The sequence below is a fragment of the Kitasatospora sp. NPDC059577 genome (assembly GCF_042735475.1).
Taxonomy (GTDB): Bacteria; Actinomycetota; Actinomycetes; order Streptomycetales; family Streptomycetaceae; genus Kitasatospora.
The window spans coordinates 48,214-70,311 of the sequence record NZ_JBHWBZ010000055.1; the positions used below are offsets into that span (position 1 = coordinate 48,214).

22 protein-coding genes are annotated in these 22,098 nt (G+C 75.2%); 8 read left to right on the top strand and 14 right to left on the bottom strand.

Going from position 1 to position 22,098, the window contains the following annotated elements; all coding sequences use genetic code 11:
* Positions 1–63: 63 nt before the first annotated feature.
* From ACFV0O_RS31910 to ACFV0O_RS31935, 6 genes are all read right to left on the bottom strand, one after another.
* Positions 64–822, bottom strand: a complete 759-nt coding sequence (locus tag ACFV0O_RS31910) for a MerR family transcriptional regulator (RefSeq protein ID WP_380347250.1) — start codon at positions 820–822, stop codon at positions 64–66.
* 97 nt (positions 823–919) lie between these two features.
* Positions 920–1,963, bottom strand: coding sequence for a DUF2332 domain-containing protein (locus tag ACFV0O_RS31915; RefSeq protein WP_380347251.1), 1,044 nt, complete (start codon positions 1,961–1,963; stop codon positions 920–922).
* A 415-nt stretch (positions 1,964–2,378) separates the two neighbouring features.
* Positions 2,379–2,507, bottom strand: a complete 129-nt coding sequence (locus ACFV0O_RS31920) for a hypothetical protein (RefSeq protein WP_380347252.1) — start codon at positions 2,505–2,507, stop codon at positions 2,379–2,381.
* Positions 2,504–3,640 carry an SUKH-4 family immunity protein gene (locus tag ACFV0O_RS31925; RefSeq protein ID WP_380347253.1) on the bottom strand — a complete coding sequence of 379 codons (1,137 nt, stop codon included), beginning with the start codon at positions 3,638–3,640 and terminating at the stop codon, positions 2,504–2,506. The genes ACFV0O_RS31920 and ACFV0O_RS31925 overlap by 4 nt, the downstream gene beginning before the upstream one ends.
* 211 nt (positions 3,641–3,851) lie before the next feature.
* Positions 3,852–4,826, bottom strand: a complete 975-nt coding sequence (locus ACFV0O_RS31930) for a hypothetical protein (protein WP_380347254.1) — start codon at positions 4,824–4,826, stop codon at positions 3,852–3,854.
* A gap of 184 nt (positions 4,827–5,010) precedes the next feature.
* Positions 5,011–5,601 carry a DinB family protein gene (locus tag ACFV0O_RS31935; protein WP_380347255.1) on the bottom strand — a complete coding sequence of 197 codons (591 nt, stop codon included), beginning with the start codon at positions 5,599–5,601 and terminating at the stop codon, positions 5,011–5,013.
* Between the two features lie 158 nt (positions 5,602–5,759).
* Between ACFV0O_RS31935 and ACFV0O_RS31940 the strand changes: the two genes are divergently transcribed.
* Positions 5,760–6,170 carry a class I SAM-dependent methyltransferase gene (locus ACFV0O_RS31940; protein ID WP_380347256.1) on the top strand — a complete coding sequence of 137 codons (411 nt, stop codon included), beginning with the start codon at positions 5,760–5,762 and terminating at the stop codon, positions 6,168–6,170.
* A gap of 298 nt (positions 6,171–6,468) precedes the next feature.
* On the opposite strand, the gene ACFV0O_RS31945 is transcribed toward ACFV0O_RS31940, so the two are convergent.
* The 3 genes from ACFV0O_RS31945 to ACFV0O_RS31955 all read right to left on the bottom strand — a co-directional run bounded on the left by ACFV0O_RS31945 (position 6,469) and on the right by ACFV0O_RS31955 (position 8,588).
* Positions 6,469–7,041, bottom strand: a complete 573-nt coding sequence (locus tag ACFV0O_RS31945) for a dihydrofolate reductase family protein (RefSeq protein ID WP_380347257.1) — start codon at positions 7,039–7,041, stop codon at positions 6,469–6,471.
* 111 nt (positions 7,042–7,152) lie between these two features.
* Positions 7,153–7,890 (bottom strand): SRPBCC domain-containing protein, encoded by a 738-nt coding sequence (locus ACFV0O_RS31950; RefSeq protein ID WP_380347258.1) that lies wholly within the window; start codon positions 7,888–7,890, stop codon positions 7,153–7,155.
* Entirely contained in the window at positions 7,887–8,588 is a 702-nt protein-coding gene (locus ACFV0O_RS31955) for an ArsR/SmtB family transcription factor (protein WP_380347259.1), read from the bottom strand. Before ACFV0O_RS31955 ends, ACFV0O_RS31950 begins: the two co-directional genes overlap by 4 nt.
* A 246-nt stretch (positions 8,589–8,834) precedes the next feature.
* Here ACFV0O_RS31955 and ACFV0O_RS31960 point away from each other — a divergent pair, with 246 nt between their 5' ends.
* From ACFV0O_RS31960 to ACFV0O_RS31970, 3 genes are all read left to right on the top strand, one after another.
* Complete coding sequence (locus ACFV0O_RS31960) at positions 8,835–9,650, top strand: hypothetical protein (RefSeq protein WP_380347260.1); 816 nt, start codon at positions 8,835–8,837, stop codon at positions 9,648–9,650.
* Positions 9,651–9,819: 169 nt separating this feature from the next.
* Entirely contained in the window at positions 9,820–11,517 is a 1,698-nt protein-coding gene (locus ACFV0O_RS31965; RefSeq protein WP_380347261.1) for a DNA polymerase Y family protein, read from the top strand.
* Positions 11,518–11,612: 95 nt separating this feature from the next.
* Positions 11,613–14,828, top strand: coding sequence for an error-prone DNA polymerase (locus ACFV0O_RS31970; protein WP_380347262.1), 3,216 nt, complete (start codon positions 11,613–11,615; stop codon positions 14,826–14,828).
* 97 nt (positions 14,829–14,925) lie between these two features.
* On the opposite strand, the gene ACFV0O_RS31975 is transcribed toward ACFV0O_RS31970, so the two are convergent.
* Together ACFV0O_RS31975 and ACFV0O_RS31980 are read right to left on the bottom strand one after the other, a co-directional pair.
* Entirely contained in the window at positions 14,926–15,537 is a 612-nt protein-coding gene (locus ACFV0O_RS31975; protein ID WP_380347263.1) for a hypothetical protein, read from the bottom strand.
* Between the two features lie 124 nt (positions 15,538–15,661).
* Positions 15,662–16,492 (bottom strand): TIGR03084 family metal-binding protein, encoded by an 831-nt coding sequence (locus ACFV0O_RS31980; RefSeq protein ID WP_380347264.1) that lies wholly within the window; start codon positions 16,490–16,492, stop codon positions 15,662–15,664.
* A 145-nt stretch (positions 16,493–16,637) separates the two neighbouring features.
* Here ACFV0O_RS31980 and ACFV0O_RS31985 point away from each other — a divergent pair, with 145 nt between their 5' ends.
* On the top strand, positions 16,638–17,537 hold the full coding sequence (locus ACFV0O_RS31985) for a LuxR C-terminal-related transcriptional regulator (protein WP_380347265.1): 900 nt from the start codon (positions 16,638–16,640) through the stop codon (positions 17,535–17,537).
* On the opposite strand, the gene ACFV0O_RS31990 is transcribed toward ACFV0O_RS31985, so the two are convergent.
* From ACFV0O_RS31990 to ACFV0O_RS32000, 3 genes are read right to left on the bottom strand one after another with little or no spacing between them, the layout of a single operon-like run.
* Positions 17,530–19,065, bottom strand: coding sequence for an AMP-binding protein (locus ACFV0O_RS31990; RefSeq protein ID WP_380347266.1), 1,536 nt, complete (start codon positions 19,063–19,065; stop codon positions 17,530–17,532). The genes ACFV0O_RS31985 and ACFV0O_RS31990 overlap by 8 nt on opposite strands.
* A gap of 51 nt (positions 19,066–19,116) precedes the next feature.
* Positions 19,117–19,479, bottom strand: coding sequence for a MerR family transcriptional regulator (locus ACFV0O_RS31995; protein ID WP_380347267.1), 363 nt, complete (start codon positions 19,477–19,479; stop codon positions 19,117–19,119).
* Positions 19,480–19,509: 30 nt separating this feature from the next.
* The gene (locus ACFV0O_RS32000) at positions 19,510–20,394 is read right to left on the bottom strand and encodes an SDR family NAD(P)-dependent oxidoreductase (protein WP_380347268.1); all 885 of its coding nucleotides are present in this window, start codon (positions 20,392–20,394) and stop codon (positions 19,510–19,512) included.
* Between the two features lie 220 nt (positions 20,395–20,614).
* Here ACFV0O_RS32000 and ACFV0O_RS32005 point away from each other — a divergent pair, with 220 nt between their 5' ends.
* The 3 genes from ACFV0O_RS32005 to ACFV0O_RS32015 are packed head-to-tail and all read left to right on the top strand — an operon-like array spanning position 20,615 to position 22,015.
* Complete coding sequence (locus ACFV0O_RS32005) at positions 20,615–21,076, top strand: group II truncated hemoglobin (RefSeq protein ID WP_380347269.1); 462 nt, start codon at positions 20,615–20,617, stop codon at positions 21,074–21,076.
* Positions 21,073–21,624, top strand: a complete 552-nt coding sequence (locus ACFV0O_RS32010) for a GNAT family N-acetyltransferase (RefSeq protein WP_380347270.1) — start codon at positions 21,073–21,075, stop codon at positions 21,622–21,624. The genes ACFV0O_RS32005 and ACFV0O_RS32010 overlap by 4 nt, the downstream gene beginning before the upstream one ends.
* A 4-nt stretch (positions 21,625–21,628) precedes the next feature.
* Entirely contained in the window at positions 21,629–22,015 is a 387-nt protein-coding gene (locus ACFV0O_RS32015) for a VOC family protein (RefSeq protein ID WP_380347271.1), read from the top strand.
* Positions 22,016–22,098 lie beyond the last annotated feature (83 nt).

A 22,098-nucleotide genomic window follows, 5' to 3' on the forward strand; every position in this document is an offset into this window, starting at 1 on the left:
AGTTCGGGACAGCCGAACTCGGGACAGCCGAGGCCAGGACAGTCCGGCTCGGGACCGCCCGGCTCAGAGCAGCCGCGCTGCCGCGTACGCCTCCATGGCGCTCCGCTGGTACGCGGCCAGGCCCGGGGCGATGGCCTCGTACGCGGTGCTCCACTGCTCGTTCTCGGTGCAGGACCGCGCGATGGCGAGGTACTCCTCCGCCGGGACGGACCGGATCGTGCCGAGCAGCCCGTACTCCTCGGCGGTCATGCTCTGCACGGGCTCGGCGTCGGCCGGGTGGCCGGCCGCCATCAGCTCGGCCAGGCGGATCATGCGCGCGGTCCGCTCGCGCTGCCCGGCCTCGATCTCCTCCGGGCTCATCGCGGCGGTCGCGTGCCGGGCCGCCTCGGCGTGCTCGGGGAAGTCGCGCAGGCTCGCGTCGACGTCGTCGGGCCGGATGCCCTCGAACAGGTTCTCGGGGCGGTTGATGGTCATGGGTGTGCCGTCCTTCCGGGAGTGTTCCAGGTCGACGATCGTGCGGGAAACGGTGGCGGCCAGGGCATCCAGCCGGTCGCGTTCGGTGACCAGCCTCCGGTGGTGGCCCCGCAGGGCGTCCAGCTCGTCCACCTGATCGCCCAGGATCCGGGCGATCTCGGTCAGCCCCACGCCCAGCGCCCGCAGGACGAGGATCTGCTGCAGCTGCAGCAACTGCCGTTCCTCGTAGTAGCGGTGGCCGTTGGAGCCGATCCGGGCCGGCGGCAGCAGTCCGATCTCGTCGTAGTGCCGCAGTGTCCTGGCGGTCACCCCGGACAGCCGGGCCACCTCTGCGATCGGCCAGGCCATGGCCGCCTCCCCTCGCTTCCGATTCCCCACGGTCGTCGTACCGGGGCCGGTTCCTCCGGCCCTGGTCACGACGGTACGAGCTGCCGTTGCGGCAACTTCAAGCCCTTGTGTCCGAGGTCCGTCCCGACCCGGCCGCCGGGGCGTCGTCGAACCAGTCCAGGGACTGCCCGTGCGGCCCGGTGAAGGCCACCGGGCGCCCGTCCAGGGCCAGCGCGAACAGCCCGGATCCGGCCGGGGCCGGGCGGGGGAGGCGCCGGGCGACGGCGGGCAGGACGGAGACCGCCTCGTTGGAGATCCAGTGCCCGGGCAGCTCGTGGACGGTCGCCGCGAACTCCTCCCGTGCCTCCGGGGGCAGGTACGCGAGGACGGCGCTGTGGAACACCACCGGTGTGGCCCCCACCGGTACCCGGGCCACCAACTCCCGTACCGTCGCGTTGAGATCGCCGCGCACCAGCAGCGGAGGTTCGGCCCGAGCGACCCGGACGGCGCCGCGCAGCCGGTCCAGCCGGTGGGTCTGCTCCGGCCAGACCAGCGACTCCAGCCAGCGCACGTCCTCCTCGGCCCGGACGTCCAACGGGTTGAGGTCGATGCCGGCCCGCCACACCACCTCCGGCAGCCGCTCCCGCAGGGAGGCGGGCAGCGGCACCGGCCCGCTGACGGCGCAGTCCAGCGCCACCGGGCTCGCCGCTGCGCCGAACTCGGCCACCGGGTCACCCGCGCCGTCCGCGGGCAGGTAGCGGTAGCGGTAGCGGTCGGGGTAGAGGCAGAGCCCGGCCGAGGCGCCGACCTCGATCAGGGCGAGCGGCTGCGGCAGCGTCGCCAGCAGCGGCAGCAGGGTGGCGCAGCGGCCCGCCTCGTTGGTCTGCGTGCGGCGCTCCAGCATCGTGGCCGAGGTCTCGTCCCAGTGGGCCGTCACCCAGTCACGGAAGGCCGGCCAGCCCTCCGCCACCGGCCCGCCCAGGTGGCGCACCGCGCCGAACAGCAGGTTCGGTTGCCGCTTGGCGGCGGGCAGTCCGTCCAGCAACGCGCACAACCGCCCGTCCTCGGCGACGCGTTCGGCCAGTTCCCGGTAGGTCGCGGAGTTGCCGCGGGCCTCCTGCTCCGCGAACGTGCGGTAGAGGTCCCCTGTATCGCCGTGCATCCCGCAGGTGTCCTTCCGAGTGATCGACCCGCCCCACCCTACGGCCGGTCCGCAGCACTCCGGGTGCCCTCCCGCCGTGCTCCCCGCCGCACCGCCGACCGGCTCGGGCCGATCCGGGTCAGTCCGACCAGCCTGACCAGTCCGAACAGACCGACCAGCCGGGAACAGCCCGGGTCAGCCCGGTCCGGGCCCCGGTTGCCGCCACCCCAGCCCCGGGTACGGGCGCGGCCGGACCAGCCGGACCGGGCCGGTCGCCGCCCACGCCACCACCGTCAGCAGGTCCTAGAACAGCACCGGCGCCCAGAACGGGGTGGCGGACAGGCTCCGGCGCTCGAACCGGCACCAGGCATCGGGCGGCAGCCAGGACGCGCCCGTCTCCAGGAGCCGTCAGCCGTCAGCCGTCAGCCGCCCGCCGTCAGCCGCCCGCCGCCCGGCCGTGCTCGCAGTGCTCGGCGCAGTCCAGCGACCGGACGTACAGCAGGCCGTACAGCACGCCGGCCGAGGCGAGGGAGAGGGCGACGGCACCGGCGGACGGCGGCGTCACCCCAGCATGCCGCCCATGTGCCCGTCCTCGGCGAGCAGCCGCCAGGAGCAGCCGGGCGAGGCGAAGGCTTCCGGGTCGACGGCTTCCACCAGCCGGTCCACCACCGTGCTCAGCAGCGACTGCGGGTCGAACACCGCCCAGGTGTCGTGGCTCCGGCCGTGGTCCCAGCGCTCCCATTCGGCGCGCAGCCGCTCGTACGTCCAGAGCGCGTAGAGCAGGGCGGACAGGTCGCGGTTCAGGTAGGCCTCGGGCTGGCCGTCGTCGTACCAGTCGGGCAGTTCCAGTCGGCCGGTGGCGCCGTCCAGGGCGATCGTGAGGTCGGTCGGCCAGTCCCCGAGGGCGATGAAGTCCCGCTGGTACGGGCGCTCCTCCTCGCCGTCGAAGTACTCGGGGTACGCCTCGCCCATGGTGACCAGCGGTTCCTCGCACACTCCGAAGATCGCTCCGCCCAGCGGCAGTCCGACCTCGGTCAGCAGGCGTCGGGTCGGCTCGTGCACCAGGGCGGCGGGCAGGTGCTCGGGCCGGAAGCGGTGCACCTGTCCGGGGCCGTCGTCCTCGTCCGTCAGCGCGGCGAGTTCCGCCACGAGCTCGGGGCCGACCTCGTACGCGGGCCCGTCCGGGCCGCCGGGCAGCGCACCCCAGCCCAGCGCGTGCACCAGCAGTGCGGTGCTCCAGTGCGCGGGCGGCGCGGAGTCGTCGGAGAACAGGCCCGGGTCGGCCTCCCGCATCAGCCGTTCGGCCCGCGCCACCACCTCGGCGACGACGGCCGGGCCGCGCTGCCCGTCCAGGGCCTCCGGACGTCGGGCGGCCTCGGCGACCGCCTCGACCTCCCGCACCAGGCCGGCCAGCGCGGGCAGGTCGGAGGCGAGCAGGTCCCGTCGCGGGCCGCCGTTGTCGAGGAGCACCTCGCCGGTCGTCCCGTCGAGCAGCACCAGGTTGCCGACGGCGGCGAAGGGCGTGCAGTAGTCCGTCTCCCCGAGGACGAAGAGCCGTTCCCCGTCGGCGGGGAGCGGCCGCAGCACTCCGGTCGCGAGCGCGCCGAAGTCCAGGAACGCCCCGGCGGCCGGCAGGCTCTCCCGTGCCAGGAACTCCCGGCTTCCCGCGTGCACCACCCCGCCGGGCAGACCTGCCACCTGCTCACACCCCACGTGCCCCACCCTTCCCCGGCCCTGACCCCCAGACCCTAGCGGCCCGGCCCGACATCGCCACGGAGGTTTCGGGGGTGGGGGCGGGCCGGGGGTGCGGTGACGGGGCGGTTCCGCCACGGACGGTCGGGCGGTCCGGCCCGCCGGAGACTCCCGCCTCCGCACCCCTGCGCCGTCATGCCCTCGGGGCCAGGCCCCCCTACGCCCCGAGGTCCGCCGGGTCCACGTTCCAGCGCTCGGGCAGGTCCGCGTCGCAGAGGGCGCAGGCGTAGTGCTCCTCGCGGACGAGGTTGCACCCGGCGCACCGGGGGCAGCGGCGGAAGACCGCCGCGTACGTGAAGGCGTCCGGGTGCGGCAGGCCGATGCGGGTGAGGGCGGCGGTCACGGCGGGCCAGGAGGCGGTGTCGGGGCAGTAGCCCGTGGAGTGGTTGCTGACCGTCCCGACCTCCCAGCCCCCGGGGACCTCCCGGCCTCCGCCGTCCGCCCGGTCCCCGGCCGACCGGCGGAACCCGATCTCCCCGGCGCTCAGCACCACGTCCCCACCCGCGCAGGCGACGTGCTCGCTGCGGCGCGGGGCGAGCCGCAGCGCACCGCCCAGGTCGACCACGAAGGTGAAGGGCTCCGCCAGCTCCTCCGCCGTCCGCGCGGCCACCCAGGCCGTGAACTCGTCGGCCGTCCGCACCGGTTGACCGCCGGGACCCCCGGCCCCGCGCAGCTCGGGCGGTCCCACGTACCGGTACGCCCGGCCGAAGCCGTCCGCGACCTCCGCCGCGACTCCCCGTCCGGCCAGCAGTGCCTTCCAGTACGCCATTTCGGCGGCCGTCCCGCTCAGCCCGAAGTCCCGCAGCTCGGCGAGGAGCGCACGCGCCTCCTGCAGCGGGGCCGACGTGCCCTCGCGGAGCGCCCGCAGTGCCGCGACCGGGTCGGTCAGCGGCCCGGCGAGTCGGAGCCGGGCCGGTCCGTGGGCGGTCAGCAACGCATCGCGGACGTCGGCCGGGATCGCCTCCGGGCCCGAGTGCTCGCACAGGTAGGCGTCGCAGTGCGGGCAGGAACGCTCGGCGTCCCACCACAACTCCCGCCCGTGCACCAGGAACTGTCCGACGCTGCGGACGGCGGTGCCCCCGCAGTCCCCGCACCGGACGGCCATTCGCGCACCCTGTTCCGTGACGGTCATGCCGGACACCCTACGGCGGCCGTCCGTTCATCGGGCCATCCGGTGATCCGGCCGTCCGTTCATCAGTCGGTCGGGCCGTCCGGCCGTCCGGAGGGCGGCACACGCCGGTCGGGCGGGTGGACAAGACGTCAGTCAGGCGGAGGGTCAAACCCACCGGCAACATCACCACGTCACATCCTCACTGTCAGGCGAGCCCGCCGGCCTTCCGGGCCGCCCGCTCCACGCGGTCGTGGTGGGCCCGCCACCAGTCCGCGTCGCCCTCGGCGGTGTTGGCGCCGTCGGGTCGCTGGCCGACGGTGCCGTCGACGAGTTCGCGGACCAGGTCGGCGTGGCCGACGTGGCGGTGACTCTCGGCGATCATGTGGACGAGGACCCGGTGCAGGGTCTGCTCGGGGCGGTCGCCGAACGGCAGCCGGCCGGTCGCGTCCAGCGGCAGGGCCTCGATGGTGGCGTCGGAGTGTGCGCAGGCCCGCCGGTAGCGCCCGACGATCTCCTCGGTGCTCTCGTCGGCCCGCGCCCACAGGTCGCCGTTCGGTTCGGTGTCGCCGGTGAACCACAGCGGGGTCGGCTCCGGGAAGGGCCGGCCGAAGGTGTCGCCGAAGTACATCGCCTCGGCCCCGGTGAGGTGCTTCACCAGACCCAGCAGGTTGGTCCCGGTGGGGGTGAGCGGGCGGCGCACGTCGTACTCGGACAGGCCGTCGAGCTTCCAGAGCAGCGCGTCGCGGGCGTCCTGGAGGTACACCCGGAGGTCGGTCTTGTCATCCGTCACGGTCATGGGACCAGTCTGCTGATCGCAGGAATTCCGTCCATCGTTTTCCGGCGCAGGACGATCGCCAACCCGTGTCATGATCAAGGCCGTTGACCCGGTGACCGTCACGAAGGGACGGACCCGGCCGACAGCCGGACCCGGGACGAGACGCTGTTTGCCGGAGCGTGCCGCCCACTACGCGCGCGGCACGTTCCCGTGCGCGCCCGGCCTGGCGGAGGCGCCCGGCCGGGGCACTGGGGCCGGCCGGGCGGGGGCGGCTGCTCGACCTGGGGTGCGGGCCGGGGACGCCGGCGCTGGGGCCGGCGCACCTGTTCGGCGAGGCGGTGGGGGCGGAGCCGGACGCCGGGATGATCGCCGAGGCGCGGTGGGCGGGCGCCGGGCAGTCCGGGGTCACCTGGGTGCGGGCCCGGGCCGAGGAACTGCCGCCGGGCCGAGGAACTGCCCCCGGGGCTGGGCACCTTCACGGTGGCCACGCTCGGCCGGTCCTTCCGTCGGACGGACCCGCAACCCGGTGGCGGCGACCGTTCGTCGGATGCTGCGCCCCGGCCGCGCGCTGGTACACGTATCGGACCTGAGGCCGGGCACGGAGCCGGGGCGGGCTTCACCGGTCCGCAGCGGATCGTCGTCCCGGGCGGGCAGCCGCCGGAGCGTACGGTCGACGACACGGTCGCGGGCGTCTTCCCGTTCTCCTCCTCGGCCCCGCACCTCTTCACCGACCGCCGTCCGGCCTTCGAGACGGACCTCCGAGAGCTGCTCGTGCGGGCCTCTCCGGCAGGCCTGTTCTCGGAACGGCGGCCGGGCACCGAGGTGTTCATCCGGCGCCCCCCGCAGTGGAAGTGGCGAATCGTCAATTCCACTGCGGGGGAGGGTCCGTCAGCGGACCACGTCGAAGACCTGCTTCTGCAGGCCGTTGCCGTAGACCTCGTGCTCGACCAGCTTCAGCTTCTGGGCGTCCTTGTCCGTACCGCTGAACAGGCGCTTGCCCGCGCCGAGCAGCAGGGGGTAGACGAGCAGGTGGTAGCGGTCGATCAGGCCGGCGTCCGAGAGTGCCCGGTTCAGGGCGGCGCTGCCGTGGACGATGATCGGGCCGCCCTCGGTCTCCTTCAGGGCGGCGACCTCGTCGAGCGAGCGCAGGATGGTGGTCTCGCCCCAGTTCGACACCAGGTCCTCGTCGGTGAGGGTGGTGGAGACGACGTACTTGGGGAGGGACTTGTAGCGGGCGAAGTCCGCCATGTCCGGCCAGACCGGGCTGAAGGCCTGGTAGCTGACCCGGCCCAGCAGCATCGCGGTGGCCTCCTCCTGCTCCCGGCCCTTGATCTCGAACGCCTCGGGGAGGAATTCGACGTCCTTGAAGGTCCAGCCGGAGTTCCGGTAGCCGGGCTCCCCGCCGGGGGAGTCGACGACGCCGTCGAGCGAGATGAAGGCGGTGCTGATCAGGGTGCGCATCGGTGGTTCCTCTGTTCCTCGTTCTCGGAGGTTTCCGGTCATCGGGTGAGCGATCGGGCGGGCGATCGGGCCTACGTCGGGCGGGTGCGCAGGCGGGCAGCCTGTGGGCGGTCAGACGAGGAGGCCGGTCAGCCACCGCTGCCAGGCGGCTTCGGCGCCGTCCGTCGCGGGGCCGAAGAGGTGGTGGAACATCAGCGCCAGCCCCTGGCCGTGGTGGAAGGTGTAGAGCCCGTCGGCGGTGCGGATCCCCAGGCGTTCGTCGTCGGCCCAGACCACCTCGCCGTCCAGCGGCGGCAGGCCGGCCGGTTCGGCGTGGGCCCGTGCGCCCACGGTGACCGGGAGGGACAGCGACAGGGCGTCGGCGAGGGCCGTGCGGAGCTCGGGGTCCGGCCGCCCGGCGGACGGTGCCGCGGCGAAGACGGGGACGGCGGTGCGCCCGGTGAAGTGGGTGAGGTACTCGCGGAGCGTGTGGAGGTGGAAGGGCCAGCCGCGGCGCAGCGCGTCGTACTCGTCCTGCCAGTCGTCGCCGAGCAGGCCGCTGTGGACGACGCGGAGCACGGTGGCGCCGCCGTCCCGCCCCTCGATCAGGTACTCGAAGGCCATGAAGCGGCCGTCCTCGGCGGTGGCCGTGCGGGTGGCCAGGCGCTTGCCGGGCTCGTAGGCGGTGATCACCGCTTCCGCGCGGTGGCCTCCGGTCTCCATGGCGGCGGTGCCGCCCTCGCGCGGGTCCAGTTCGTTGCGGCCCATGAACCAGGAGTCGATCCCCGGTCCGGTGGCGATCGCCTCCCAGACCTGCTCGGGGCTCGCCGGCAGGGAGGTCGTCAGCTCGATCTCGAACGGGTGGGTCATCGCGGGTTCTCCTGGTTCGGTTCGGCTCCGGCCTGCGGTGCTTCGGCCGCGGCCCCGGCTCCGCTTCCGGGTTCGGCCTGAGGTGTCCCGGCCTGCGGTGCTTCGGCTCCGGGCCGGGCCGTCGCGGGGATCTGGTGGAGTCCGACGACCACCCGGTGGCTGCGGCCCCCGGGGGCGGACTCGTCGTGGTAGCGGCTGACGAGGGTCGCCACGGCCTGGGCGAGTTCCTCGGCGAACGCCGTCCGGTCGGCGGCGGAGGCGAACCGCACCTGGGCGTCGATGCCGAAGGTGGCGACCCGCCGCCGGGCCCGGGCGGCGCCGGTCAGCAGGGTCCCGACCTCCTGCACCAGTCGGGAGCCCAGGGCCAGCAGCCAGTTGGCGGAGAGCTGGTCGGGGGAGCGGGTGGGGTCCGGGCTGACGGCAGCCAGGACGCTGGGGGAGATCACGTAGGAGGCCGCGGTGGCGCGGTACACCCGTTCGGTGACGTTGCCCTTGCGTCGTTCCTCGGCGAGTTCGACGAGTCGGTGCCGCTCCAGTTCCTTCAGGTGGTAGTTGACCTTCTGCCGGGGCAGGCCCAGGCGGGCGGCCAGCATGGCGGCCGAACCGGGTTCGGCCAGGGCGGCGAGGATCCGGGCCCGGATCGGGTCCAGGGACGCCTCGGCCGCGGCGGGTTCTTCGATCACAGCGACGTCCAGCACTCCTCCAGCTTCCAGCCGACAAAAAAATTTGTCAAGGAAAAAAGGTTTGTCGGTAGCCCGGTCGGCCGAGCGCTTTCGCCCGTCCGGCGGCGGCACCCGCCCCGACCTGCACGGAGAGTGACGGGTGGGGCTGCCGAGTCGGACTTGAATCTTTGCGAACAGATGTTCGATCCTGGAGCTGTGCCCGTTTTCGAATCTGTTTTCGAATCCACCGTCGAGCAGCCCGCACGCCCCACGCTCCGACCGGTGGCGCTCCCGGCTGCCCTGCCGGGGGAGCCGGGCGAAGGACGGGCGGAGGCCCGGGGCCTGCTGCCGGTGCCGTCCGCGCTGCGGGAGGTGCTGCCGGACGGCGGACTGCGCCGCGGGACGGCGGTGTCCGTGGCGGGCGGGGACACCGGACTGCTGCTGGCGCTCGCCGCCGGGGTGCGGGAGACCGAGGGCGGCTGGGCCGCGGCGGTCGGGCTGCCGGACCTCGGGCTGGCCGCCGCCGAGGGGTACGGGCTGGACCTGCGCCGACTGCTGGTCGCGGACGACCCGGGGCCGCACTGGGCCGAGGTGGTGTCCGTGCTGGCCGGCGCGGTCGAACTGGTCATGCTGCGCCCGGACGGCCCGGTGCCGCCGAAGCTGGCCGCCCGGCTGGCGGCGGTGCTGCGGCGCAGCGGCTGCGTTCTCCTGGTGGCCGGTCCGTGGCCGGGCGCGGCGCTGCGGCTGGGGGTGCGGTCCGGACGCTGGTTCGGGCTGGGCGACGGCCACGGGCAGCTCACCGGCCGACAGGTCGAGGTGGTGGCCGAGGGCCGCGGCTCGGCGGTGCGCGGCCTGACTGCCCGGCTCTGGCTGCCCGACGAGCACGGCGCGGTGCGCCCGCTGCCGGAACGTCCGTTCCAGGAACGTCCGTTCCCGGAACGCGAGCGCCCGGAACATGCGCTCCCGGAACACGTGCTCCGGCCGCGCCCGGACCAGCTGCATCCGATCAAGGTCGGTCCGATCCAGGCGGGCCCGCCCGAGGAGCAGTCACAGCCCGTGACGGAACCGGTCGCAGCCCGTGTCGCGGCGGTGGTCTGAGATGCCCGGGAGCGAGGTGCCCGGGGGCGGGACGCCGACAACCGGGACGCCGACAAGCGGGACGCCCGCGAATGGAGTACCCGCGACCGGGACGCCGGCGAGTGGAGTACCCGCGAGTGGAGTACCCGCGACCGGGACGCCCGCGACCGCCGGGGACCGGACCCCCCGGGTGCTGGTCGTCTGGTGCCCGGACTGGCCGGTGGTCGCCGTCACCGGCGACGACCCGGTGGCGGTGACCGAGGGCGGGCGGATCCTCGCCTGTTCGGCGGGTGCCCGGGCGGCCGGGGTGCGGCAGGGGCAGCGGCTCAAGCTGGCCCAGCGGCTCTGCCCGGAGCTGGAGCTGCGCGACCGCGACCCGGAGGCGGAGACCCGCCGCTTCGAGCCGGTGGTCGCGGCGGTGGAGGCGTTCACGCCCCGGGTGGAGGTGATCCGCCCCGGCCTGTGCGCGATCCCGGTGAAGGGCCCGGGCCGCTACTTCGGCGGCGAGGAGGCGCTGGCGGCCAAGGTCCGTACGGCGGTGGCGGACGCCCTCGGCCGGCCGCCCGTCCCGGACGCCGTCCCGGGCGCGGTGGCGGTCGAACCCTCCGGAACGCGAACGCCCGAGCCCTCCGGAACACCCGAGCCCTCCGATTCCCCAGGAACACCCGAGACCCCAGGAACCCCAGGAACCCCAGGAGCCCCCGAGACCCCCGACCCCCTCGGCGCGGCCCCGCCGACCACCCCCCACGCCCAGGTCGGCGTCGCGGACGGCCTGTTCGCCGCGGTGCTCGCCGCCCGCGCCGGGGTGCTGGTACCGGCCGGCCGGACCGCGGAGTTCCTCGCCCCGTACCCGGTGAGCGCGCTGGGCGACGAGGCCCCGGCCGAGTTGCTCGGGCGGCTCGGCCTGCCCACCGTCGGGGCGTTCGCCGCGCTGCCGTCCGAGGCGGTCGCGGACCGCTTCGGCCCGTCCGGGACGGTCGCGCACCGGCTGGCCCGCGGGCTGCAGCCGCGTCCACTGGTGCCGCGCGACGAGGAGCCGGACCTCGCCGTCGAGCAGCGCTTCGACCCGCCGGAGCCGCTGGCCGAGCCGTTGGTGTTCGTCGGCCGCGCGCTGGCCGAGGCGCTGCACCAGCGGCTGGCCGGGGCCGGGCTGACCTGCCGCCGGGTGGCGGTCGAGGTGGCTTGCGCGGACGGCCGGACGGTCTCCCGGCTGTGGCGGCACGAGGGCCGGCTGTCGGCGACGGCGCTGGCCGAGCGGGTCCGCTGGCAGCTCCAGGCGTGGCAGGGCGCCGGCACCTTCGCGGCTGCCGGGGAGGGCCCCGACACCGGTTTCACCCTGCTCCGCCTGGCCCCCGACGGTCTCTCCCCGGACCAGGGCCGCCAGTTGGCGCTGTGGGGCCAGGCCGTCGCCGACGACCGGGTGGAGCGCGCGGTCGCCCGGGTGCAGGCGGTGCTCGGGCATGCCGGGCTGCGCCGGATCGAGCCGGCCGGGGGGCGCGGCCCGGGGGAGCAGGCGGTCAGGGTGCCGTGGGGCGAGCCGTACGAGGCGGCGGTTCCGGTCGACGCGCCGTGGCCGGGGCGGCTGCCGGAGGTGTGGCCGGCCGTGGTGCTGCGGGATCCGGCGCCGGTGCGGGTGCTGGACGCGGCCGGGCAGCCGGTCACGGTGGACGGGCGGGCGGGGGTGTCGGCTCGTCCGGCCCTGGTCGTGGTCCGGGGCCGGGAGGAGCGGGTGGACGGCTGGACCGGGCCGTGGCCGGCGGTCGAGTACTGGTGGGACCAGTCGCTCGCCCGCCGCCGGGCGCGGTTCCAGGTGGTGGTGGGTGGCGGCCGGGCGCTGCTGCTCACCGTGGAGGGGGGTGCGTGGTACGTGGAGGCCGGCTACGACTAGGCCCGGACAGGGGCCTGGGCCCGGACAAGGGCTTGGCGGCCCCGGACCCGGAGGAGGGGGGAGGACGAGCACGAGAACGACGAAGGCGACCCCCGATGGGCTTCACCAGCCACCCCACCGTCCCCTGGAGCGAGCTGCACCGCCGGCTGACCGGCGCGGCGCCGGACCGCACGGTCGTCCCGCTGCGCCGTCCCGTTCCGGAGGAACCCCCGGCCGCCCCGAAGGGCTCCGCCGAGCCCTGGGCCGAGCTGCACGTCCACTCCGCCTTCAGCTTCCTGGACGGCGCCAGCGACCCGGAGGCCCTGGTCGCCGAGGCGGCCCGGCTGGGTGTGGAGACCCTCGCGGTCACCGACCACGACGGCCTGTACGGCGCCGTCCGGCTCGCGGAGGCGGCCCGGGGCACCGGCGTGGCCACCGTGTTCGGGGCCGAGCTGACCCTCCGCCACTCCCCGGAGGAGACCGAGCACCTGCTGGTCCTCGCCCGTGACCCGGTCGGCTACCGCCGCCTCTCCGCCGCGATCGCCGCCGCCCAGCTGGCCGGCGGCGCGAAGGGCCGCCCGGTGTACGACCTCGCGGCGCTGGCCGCCGCGCACGGCGGCCACTGGGCGGTGCTCACCGGCTGCCGCCTCGGCCGCGTCCCGGCGGGCCTCGCGGACGGTACGGCCGGGCAGCGGCTGCACACCCTCACCGAGGCGTTCGGCCGCGAGAACGTGCACGTCGAGCTGATCGACCAGTGGCTGCCCGGCGACGACCGGCGCAACGACGCGCTGGCCGCGCTCGCCGCCGGACACGGACTGACCACCGTCGCCTCCACCAACGCCCACCACGCCGGCCCCGCCCAGGGCCGCCTCGCGCAGAGCCTCGCCGCGCTGCACGAGCGCCGCACCCTGCAGGACGCGGTCGGCCGGACCCTGGTGGCCGGCACCGCGCACCTGCGCTCGGGCCGCGAGATGGCCGGCCGGCTGGCCCGCTTCCCGGGCGTGCAGCGGGCCACCGTCGAACTAGGCCGGGCCTGCGCCTTCGACTTCGCCACACTGGACCCGGAGCTGCCGGGCTTCCCCGTCCCCGAGGGCGAGACCGAGATCAGCCACCTGCGTGCCCTGGTCGCGGTCGGCGGACCGGCCCGCTTCGGCCCCGGCAACGCCGCCGCCCGCCGCCAGCTCGCCAAGGAGCTGGACGTGATCGAGGACCTCGACCTGGCCGGCTACTTCCTGATCGTGCACGACATCGTGGACTTCTGCCGGGACCGGGACATCTGGTGCCAGGGCCGCGGCTCGGCCGCCAACTCCGCGGTCTGCTACGCCCTGGGGATCACCGCCGTCGACCCGATCCACTACCGGCTGCTGTTCGAACGCTTTCTGTCCACCGCCCGGGACGGGCCGCCCGACATCGATCTGGACATCGAGAACCGCCGCCGCGAGGAGGTCATCCAGTACGTCTACGGCCGTTACGGGCGCGAGCACGCCGCCCAGGTCGCCAACGTGATCACCTACCGGCCCCGGCTGGCGATTCGCGACGCCGCCCGGGTGCTCGGCTACCCGCAGGGGCAGGTGGACGCGTTCAGCCGGCAGACCGACTTCCGCTCCGCCCCCGGCGCGGACGCCGTCATCCCCGCCGACGTGCTCTCGCTCGCCGCCCAACTCCACGGCCTGCCGCGCCACCTGGGCATCCACTCGGGCGGCATGGTGCTCACCAAGGAGCCGATCGGGGAGATCTGCCCGACCGAGTGGGCCCGGATGCCCGGGCGTTCCGTCCTGCAGTGGGACAAGGAGTCCACCGCCGGCGCCGGGCTGGTGAAGATCGACCTGCTCGGCCTCGGCATGCTCGCCGCGCTGCACGACGCCTGCGCGCTGGTCGCGGAGCACCACGGCCTGCGCTACGACCTGGCCACCATCCCGGACGACGACAAGGGCGTGTACGCGATGCTGCGCCGGGCCGACACCGTCGGCGTGTTCCAGGTCGAGTCCCGGGCGCAGATGGCGACCCTGCCCCGGCTCAAGCCGGACCACTTCTACGACCTGGTGGTCGAGGTCGCGCTGATCCGACCCGGCCCGATCCAGGGCGGCTCCGTCCACCCGTACCTGCGCCGCCGCGCCGGGGTGGAGCCGCCGGGCTGCCCGCACCCGCTGATGGAGAACGCGCTCGGCAAGACCCTCGGGGTGCCGCTGTTCCAGGAGCAGATGATGCAACTCGCCATCGACTGCGCCGGGTTCACCCCCGCCGAGGCCGACCGGCTGCGGCAGGCGATGGGGGCCAAGCGTTCGCACGAGCGGGTCGCCCGGCTGCGCGAGCGGCTGCTGGGCGGGATGGCCGAGCGCGGCATCCCGCCGGAGGTCGCCGAGGACGTCTACGGCAAGATCGAGGCCTTCTCCAGCTACGGCTTCCCGGAGAGCCACGCGATCAGCTTCGCCTACCTGGTGTACGCCAGCGCCTGGCTCAAGCACCACTTCCCGGCGGCCTTCACCTGCGCCCTGCTGGCCAACCAGCCGATGGGCTTCTACTCGCCGCTCAGCCTGGTCGCGGACGTCCGGCGGCACGGCGTGCGGGTGCGCGGGGTGGACGTCAACGCCAGCGGGGCGCGGCCCACCCTGGAGCCGTACCGGGGGCCGACCCCGAAGCCGCCGCTGACCGCCGGACGCCCGCAGCCGGCCATCCGGCTCGGCCTGGAGACCGTCCGCGGCATCGGCACCCCGCAGGCCGAGGCGATCGCGGCCGGGCAGCCGTACACCGACCTGGAGGACTTCGCCCGCCGCACCGGCCTGCCCGCGCCCGCCCTGGAGGCGCTGGCGACCGCGGGCGCCTTCGACTGCTTCGGCCTGACGCGACGTCAGGCACTGTGGACGGCCGGGGCGTTCGCCGGGATTTCGGCGGAGCTGCTCCCCGGCACCACGCCCGGTACCGAGGCTCCGGACCTGCCCGGCATGAGCCCGGTCGAGGAGACCATCGCCGACCTGTGGGCCACCGGCACCTCCGCCGTCGGCCACCCGCTCCAGCACCTGCGCGACCGGCTGGAGCGCGGCGGCGCCCTGTCGGCCGCCCAACTCCCGGACGTACCACCGGGAACGGCGGTGGTGGTCGGCGGCCTGGTCACCCACCGGCAGCGGCCGCCGACGGCCGGCGGGGTGCTCTTCCTCAGCCTGGAGGACGAGACCGGCCTGATCAACGTGATCTGCAACCGCCCGGTCTGGGAGTCCCAGCGCCGCACCGCCCTGGACCGGGCCGGGCTGCTGGTGCACGGCCGCATCGAGCGCGACCGGGGCGCCACCAACCTGATCGCCACCCGGCTCACCCCGCTCAGGATCGGCCTCTGAGGGCGTTCCGATACCCGGGCCCGATGCCCGGGTGCGATGCCCCGGTGCGGGATCCCCGGTAGCGGAATCCTCGGTGCGGCCCTCGGCGGGGAATCCCTCAGTGCGGGTACCCGATCTCCGCGAGGTCCCCCGCGAGCTCCGCCAGGTCGGTGTCCGGGTTGAGTGCCGCCACCACGGCCGGGGTGAGCGGCCGCAGCGCCAGGACGTGCTCGATCGCGGCCAGGGACGGCGCTTGCTCCGGCTCGAAGTACTCCTCGGCCCAGTCCCGGTAGGCCTCGGCCGAGACGTCCAGCAGCAGTGCGAACGGGCCCGCCGCGCCCCCGTCGACGGCGTCGCCCTGCCAGGCCGCGTCCCCGGGCGCCCGCCAGAAGAAGGCGGTGGCGACCGGCTCCGCCTCGTCCCCGGCGCCCAACTGCTCGACGCAGCCGCGGAACTCCTCGGGGACGGCGGCGAGCGGCTTCAGGGTGGTGGGCACCTCGTGGTCGAAGCTCCGCCCGTAGACGCCGACGGGGGAGAACAGCACGAACCAGTCGTTGCCCTGGCCGTCGCGCATCGAGCCGAGGGCCTCGTCCTCGGACCAGCGGGAGTCGTAGGAGTAGTACCGGCCGCCCCAGTCGTCCGGGCTGAGGACCGCGTCGAGCACGGCCAGCGCGCGGCAGCGGTCGCGCAGCTCGGGGACGGTGGGCAGGCGGCCGATCAGGTCGTTCATGTCCGCCATTGAACCCCGCGGGTCCGACAGGCGCCCCGGACACCCCGGGCCCCGGGCCCCGGTCCCCTCCGGCCCCCGGTCCCGATCCTCTCCGGCCCCCGGTCCCCTCTCGGGCGCGGACTCCCTAGGCCCCGGGCTGCCGCCCCTTGCCCGGGGCGCCGGCGAAGGCCTGGGCGATCGGGAGCCAGGCGGTGGCGACCGGGCCGGTGGCGGTGAGGTCGAGGTCGTCCCGGTGGCGGCGCTGGGTCACCAGGAGACAGAAGTCCAGGGCCGGGCCCGTCACCACGTCCTGTGCGCCGGCCGGGCCGAAGACCCACGTCCCGCCGTCGGGGGCGGTCAGTTCGAGCCGGACCGGGTGCTCCGGCGCGGGCAGGCCGTGCGCGCCGAAGGCGAAGCCCAGGGTGCGCAGCCCCAGGTGGGCGATGTGCCGCAGCCGGGCGGTGGGCTCACGGGTGACGCCGAGCGAGTCCGCGACGTCCTGGCCGTGCGCCCAGGTCTCCATCAGCCGGGCGGTGGCCATCGAGGCGGGCTTCATCGGCGGGCCGAACCAGGGCAGCCGCACGTCGGAGGGGGCGGCGGCCAGTGCGGCCAGCACGTCCTCCCGTCCGGCCCGCCAGCGGGAGAGCAGCGCGGCGGGCTCGGCGGCCGCGCCTTCCCGGGCACCCTCCTCGACCGGGTCGGCGCCGGCCTCCAGCAGTGCGCCGAAGCGGTCGCGGAGTGCCGCGCCGAAGCCTTCCGCGTCGCGCGCGGCCAGCGCCGTCCAGTCGTCGGTCCAGGCGAGGTGGGCGATCTGGTGCGCGACGGTCCAGCCTTCGGCGGGCGTCGACCGGTTCCAGCCTTCCGCCGGCAGACCGGTCACCAGTCCGTCCAGGACGGCGCTCTCGGCCCGCAGGTCCTCCAGGAGCCCGCCCAGGACGTCCGCCGGGGTCGGGGTCGGGGTCTTCGGGTCGGTCATCGGCTTCCCTCCGGTCACGGCGGCCGCTACCCGCCGGTAGCCTCGGCCGCACCTTACGCCCGTGCCGTCACGGGCGCGCGCCACTCCACGAAAGACGCACGTCAGGACTCTCGCCACCGGTCCCGGCGCGTGTGAGAATCGCGCGATGAAAAGCGCGGACACCCCCCGAACTGCGCGACCCCACGGCCGATCCGCCCGCCCGGACGGCGATGCCACCCGCCCGGACGGCGATGCCACCCGCCCCGACGGCGATGCCACCCGCCCCGACGCCGTCGCCGCACGTCCCGGCCGGTCCGCACGCCCCGACGGCGGCGCCGCAGGACCGGGCGAGGCCGAAGTCGCCGCGCGGGCCGCCGCGCTGGTGCGGGACGCCGTGCTCGGCGACCTCGCCCGCCGGGTGGTGGCGGAGTGCGGGGTGGACGTCGGGCTGGTCGGGCTGCCGGAGTCGCTGCCCGGGCGCGGGAAGGGCGGTGAGGGCATGGTGCTGCGCCACTGGGCGGGCACCCGGGCCGATCTGCTGCACAACGTGGCCGTCCCGGCCGGCCTCGGCCTCGGTGGCCGTGCGCTCGCCGAGCGCGCGCCGACCTGGGTGCCCGACTACCGTGCGGCGACGACCATTTCGCACCACTACGACGCGGCCGTGGCCGCCGACGACCTGTACGCGATGCTCACCGTCCCGCTGATGGACGGCGCCACCGTGCACGGCGTGGTCTACGCCTCGGTGCGCGCCGTCGTGCCGTTCGGGGACGTCCGGATATCCGCGGTCGGCGCGCTGGCGGGGGCCGCCGCCCGGGCGCTCGCCGGGGCGGCCGAGTGGAGCCGCGAGAAGCCCCGGCCGGCCGCCCCCGCACGGCCGTTGACCCCGCGCGAGCACGAGGTGCTGCGCTGGGCGGCGACCGGCCGGACCAACCCGGAGATCGCCGCCCGACTGGGCCTGACCTGCAACACCGTGACCGGCTACCTCAAGTCCGCGATGCACAAGCTCGGCGTCCGCAACCGGACCGAACTCGCCCTCGCGGCGAGGGAGTCGGGCCTGGTCAGTTGACCTGCCGCTGCCGTCCGGTCCAGTACGGCTCGCGCAGCCGGAACTTCTGCAGCTTCCCGGTGGCGGTGCGCGGCAGCGCGTCCCGGAACTCCACCGAGGTGGGCGACTTGTAGCCGGCCAGCCGCTGCTTGCAGTGCGCGATCAACTCGGCCTCGGTGACCGGATCGTGGCCCTCCCGGAGGACCACCAGCGCCTTCACCGTCTCGCCCCACTTCTCGTGCGGCACCCCGATCACGGCCGCCTCGGCGACCGCCGGGTGGCCGTACAGGCAGTCCTCCACCTCGATCGAGGAGACGTTCTCCCCGCCGCTGATGATGACGTCCTTCTTCCGGTCCGAGATGCTCAGTTGGCCGTCCACGACGGTGCCGCCGTCGCCGGTGTGGAACCACTCGTCCCGCAGCGCCTCGGCGGTCGCCTCCGGCTGCTGCCAGTAGCCGTCCAGCACGGTGTTGGAGCGCACCAGTACCTCGCCGGAGGCGTCCACCCGCACCCGGGTGCCGAGTGCGGGCGCGCCGGCCTGCACCAGCTTCTCGGCGCGCTCGGCGGCCGGCAGGGCGTCCCACTCGGCCCGCGAGCGGTTGACCGTGACGATCGGCGCGGTCTCGGTCAGGCCGTAGAGCTGCATGAACTCCCAGCCCAGCTGCTCCTCGACCTGCTGCACCACCGAGGTCGGCGGCGGGGCGCCGGCCACGATCATCCGCACCCGGTCCCGGCCGGGCACCGGGCCGTCCCAGTCGGCGGCCGCGTCCAGCACCATCTGCACCACGGCGGGAGCGCCGGACAGGAAGGTCACCCCGTGCTGCTCGACCCGGCGCAGGATCTCCGCGCCGTCCACCTTGCGCAGCACGATGTGCTTGGCGCCGAGCCCGGTGAGGGAGAACGGCAGGCCCCAGCCGTTGGCGTGGAACATCGGCAGGGTGTGCAGGTAGACGTCCCGGTCGTTCGCGCCGTAGTGCAGGCCCATCAGCGTCGCGTTGAGCCAGACGTTGCGGTGGGTGAGCTGGACGCCCTTGGGGCGGGCGGTGGTTCCGCTGGTGTAGTTGATGGTGGCGGTGTCGTTCTCGGAGAACGCGTACGGCCGGGGGGAGTGGTCGTGGTCGTACAGCAGGGCGTCACTGTCGGCGCCGAGCACGAACGTGTGCTTGGCCGGCACCCCGTGGAGCGCGTCGGCGACTTCGGGGTCGACGAGCAGGACGGAGGCGCCGCTCTGCTCGACGATGTACGACACCTCCTCGGCCTTCAGCCGGAAGTTCACCGGAACCAGCACCCGGCCGTGGCCGCTCACCCCGAAGAAGGAGGTGAGCAGCCGCGCCGAGTTGTGCGAGACGATCGCGACCCGTTCGCCGGGCCCGACGCCGAGCCGGTCCAGCCCGGCCGCCTGGGCCCGGGCGAGTTCGGCGACCCGGCGGTAGCTCAGCTCGCCCCAGGATTCGGCCGGCTGCGCCGGCTCGTCGACGATGCCGACCCGGTCGCCGTAGACCAGCTCGGCCCGGTCGAGGAAGTCCATCACGGAGAGTGGAATCTGCATGGGCCCACTGTCCTCTCCCACCCGCCCCCTGCACACCCCCGATCGGGGGTGTCACGCGCGTGTCGCCCCCTCGGCCGCGGCGAGGGCGGCCGCCAGCCGGTCCCGCGCCTCGGTCTGGGCGGCGATCCGGCGCTCCAGCGCCCCCAGCCGGGCCCGGGCGACCGCGAGCACCCGTTCCGACGGCGGGCCGGCGAGCACGTCCCCGTCCAGGCAGTCCAGCAGCGGGCCGAGGTCGTCCAGGGTGAGCCCGGCGCCGACCAGCGCGCGGATGTTGCGCACCCGGACGACCGCCGACTCCCGGTAGTCGCGGTAGCCGTTCGGCTCGCGCCCGGAGTCGATCAGCCCGGCCTGCTCGTAGTGCCGCAGCGCCCGGACGGTCGCGCCCGTCGCCCGCGCCAGCTCGCCGATCCGCACCCGTTCGGCCCCCTCCGCCTCGTCCGCGGGTCAGCCCACCAGCGCGCCCCCGTCGACGGACAACACTACGCCGGTCACGAACGAGGCCTGCGGCGCGGCGAGTTGCACGATCGCCCAGGCGACCTCCGCCGGGTGGCCGATCCGGCCCAGCGGGGTGTGCGCGATCTGCCAGGCCCGCAGCGCCGCCAGCTGTTCGGGGCTGCGCCCGGCGTGCTCGCCGATGGGCGTCCCGATCGCGCCCGGTGCCACCGCCACCACCCGGATCCCGCGCGGCGCCAGCTCCACCGCCCAGCTGCGGGTCACCGTCTCCAGTGCGGCCTTGCCCGCCGCGTACACCGAGCCGGACGGCCAGCCGCGCTGTCCGACGGCGGTGCTGACGTTGACGATCACGCCCCGGCTGTCCGCCAGCGCCGGCAGGGCGGCCTGGCCCAGCAGGACCGGGGCCAGCAGGTTGGTGGCCAGCAGGGCGTCGATGCCCTCCCGGGTGTACGCGCCGAGCTTCCCGCCGCCGCCGGTGACACCCGCGTTGTTGACCAGCACGTCCAGCCGTCCGAACCGCTCCAGCGCCGCCCCGACGATCGCCTCCGGCGCGTCCGGCCCGGTCACGTCCGCGGCCAGCGGTTCGATCGAGGACGGGTGCGCGGCGGCCGTCTCCGCCAGCGGCCCCGGCCGCCGCCCGACCGCCAGCACCCGTGCGCCCCCGGCGGCGAAGGCCCGCGCCGTCTCCCGCCCGATGCCCGTCCCGGCTCCGGTGACGACCACGACCCGGTCCTGCGGCACGCTCCCGGCGCTCCCGCGGGAGTCACCCCCGCGGGCGTCGTCCACGGGTCCGTCGTCCACGGGTCCGACGTCCGCGCAGGTGCCGTACCTGCGGGCGTCGTTCCTTCGGGTGTCGTTCAGCGGGAACTCGTTCATGGACGCCACCTTCCGACCCTGCCGCAGGCGTCAGGGTCAAGCGGGATCCCGCAACCGGAGGGCGGACGTCCGGGGCCGGCGGCCGGACCGGGGGGACAGGAGCGCCGCCGTCCGCTTGCTGTGCCCGGCGCGAACAGCGGGCCCGCGACCCCGGCGGGCGAGCCGTCCGCCTGCTAGGAAGGTCACGACGCACGGTCACGCACCCACGGGGAGAACATCCATGAGCGACCAACGGCCCACGAGCCTGTACGACGCCGTCGGCGGCCTCGACGCGCTGCGCCGCCTCAGCCACACCTTCTACCGGGGCGTCCTCGCCGACCCGCTGCTCGCGCCGGTCTTCGCCGACTTCACCCCCACCCACATCGAGCACGTCGCGGCCTGGCTGGCGGAAGTCTTCGGCGGCCCGACCTCCTTCACCGACGAACTCGGCGGCCACCAGGCCCTGTTGCGCGCCCACCTGGGACTGAGGATCACCGAGGAGCAGCGGCTGCGCTGGATGGAGCTGATGGCCGAGGCCGTCCGCGCGGAGCTGCCGGCGGACGAACTGCTGCGCGCCCGGGTGCTGGAGTACTTCGACTGGGGCACGAAGATCGCCGAGGACGTCTCCGCCTCCCCGGCCGGCACCGACCTCGGCGAGCCCGGCCCGACCCCGCGCTGGAACTGGGAGGGGCAGGCGAAGTGACCGCAGCCGCAAACCCGGTGGCCGAGGGCCTGGTGCTGCGCCCCTTCGAGGACGCCGACGCGCCGGCCCTGGTCGAGGCCTACCGGGACGAGACCCTGCGCCGCTTCACCCGCACCCCGGTGGACGACGAGGAGCAGGCCGCGCACTGGCTCGGGCAGCAGCGCGAGGGCCGGGCGGCCGGCACCCGGTACTCCTTCGCGGTGCTGGACGCCGACGGGCTGGTCGGCAACGTCGTGCTCAAGCGCGGCACCCCGGGCGGGGAGAGCGCGGAGGTGGGGTACTGGACGGCCGGTCCGGCCCGCGGCCGGGGCGTCGCCCCGCGCGCGGTGGAGGCGCTCACCGCCTGGGCCTTCGCCGTCTTCGCCGAGGACGGCCTGCGCCGGATCGATCTGCTGCACGAGGGCGACAACCACGCCTCCTGCCGGGTCGCGGAGAAGAGCGGCTACGCCTTCGCGGAGATCCTCCCGGCGTTCCCGCCGTATCCGCTGGACGGCCACCGGCACTCCCGGAAAAGGCTGGACGGATCCGAACGGGGCGGTTCAGAGTAGGCCCATGGCTTCTCTGGTACGACATGTGACGATCGATTGCGCCGACCCGTTCGCCCTGGCGACGTTCTGGGCCGGGGCGCTGGAGGGCACCCTGGGCGAGGACGACAATCCGGGCGACGAGGAGGCCCTGGTGGAGTCCGCCGGCGCCGCGCTGCTGTTCATCCGGGTGCCCGAGGGCAAGCCGGCGAAGAACCGGGTCCACCTGGACCTGCAGCCGCAGGACCGCAGCCGGGACGAGGAGGCGGAGCGCCTGGTCGCCCTGGGCGCCACCGTGCTGGCCGACCGGCGCCGGCCGGACGGCACGGGCTGGATCACCCTGGCCGATCCGGAGGGCAACGAGTTCTGCGTCGAGCGCAGCAAGGCCGAGCGCGCCACCACCGGGCACGCCTGACCGGGCGTCCCGGTCCGCACACCCGCCCCGGCCGCCCGCGCGTCCCCCCGCCCCGGCCGCCCGCGCGTCCCCCCGCTCCGGGG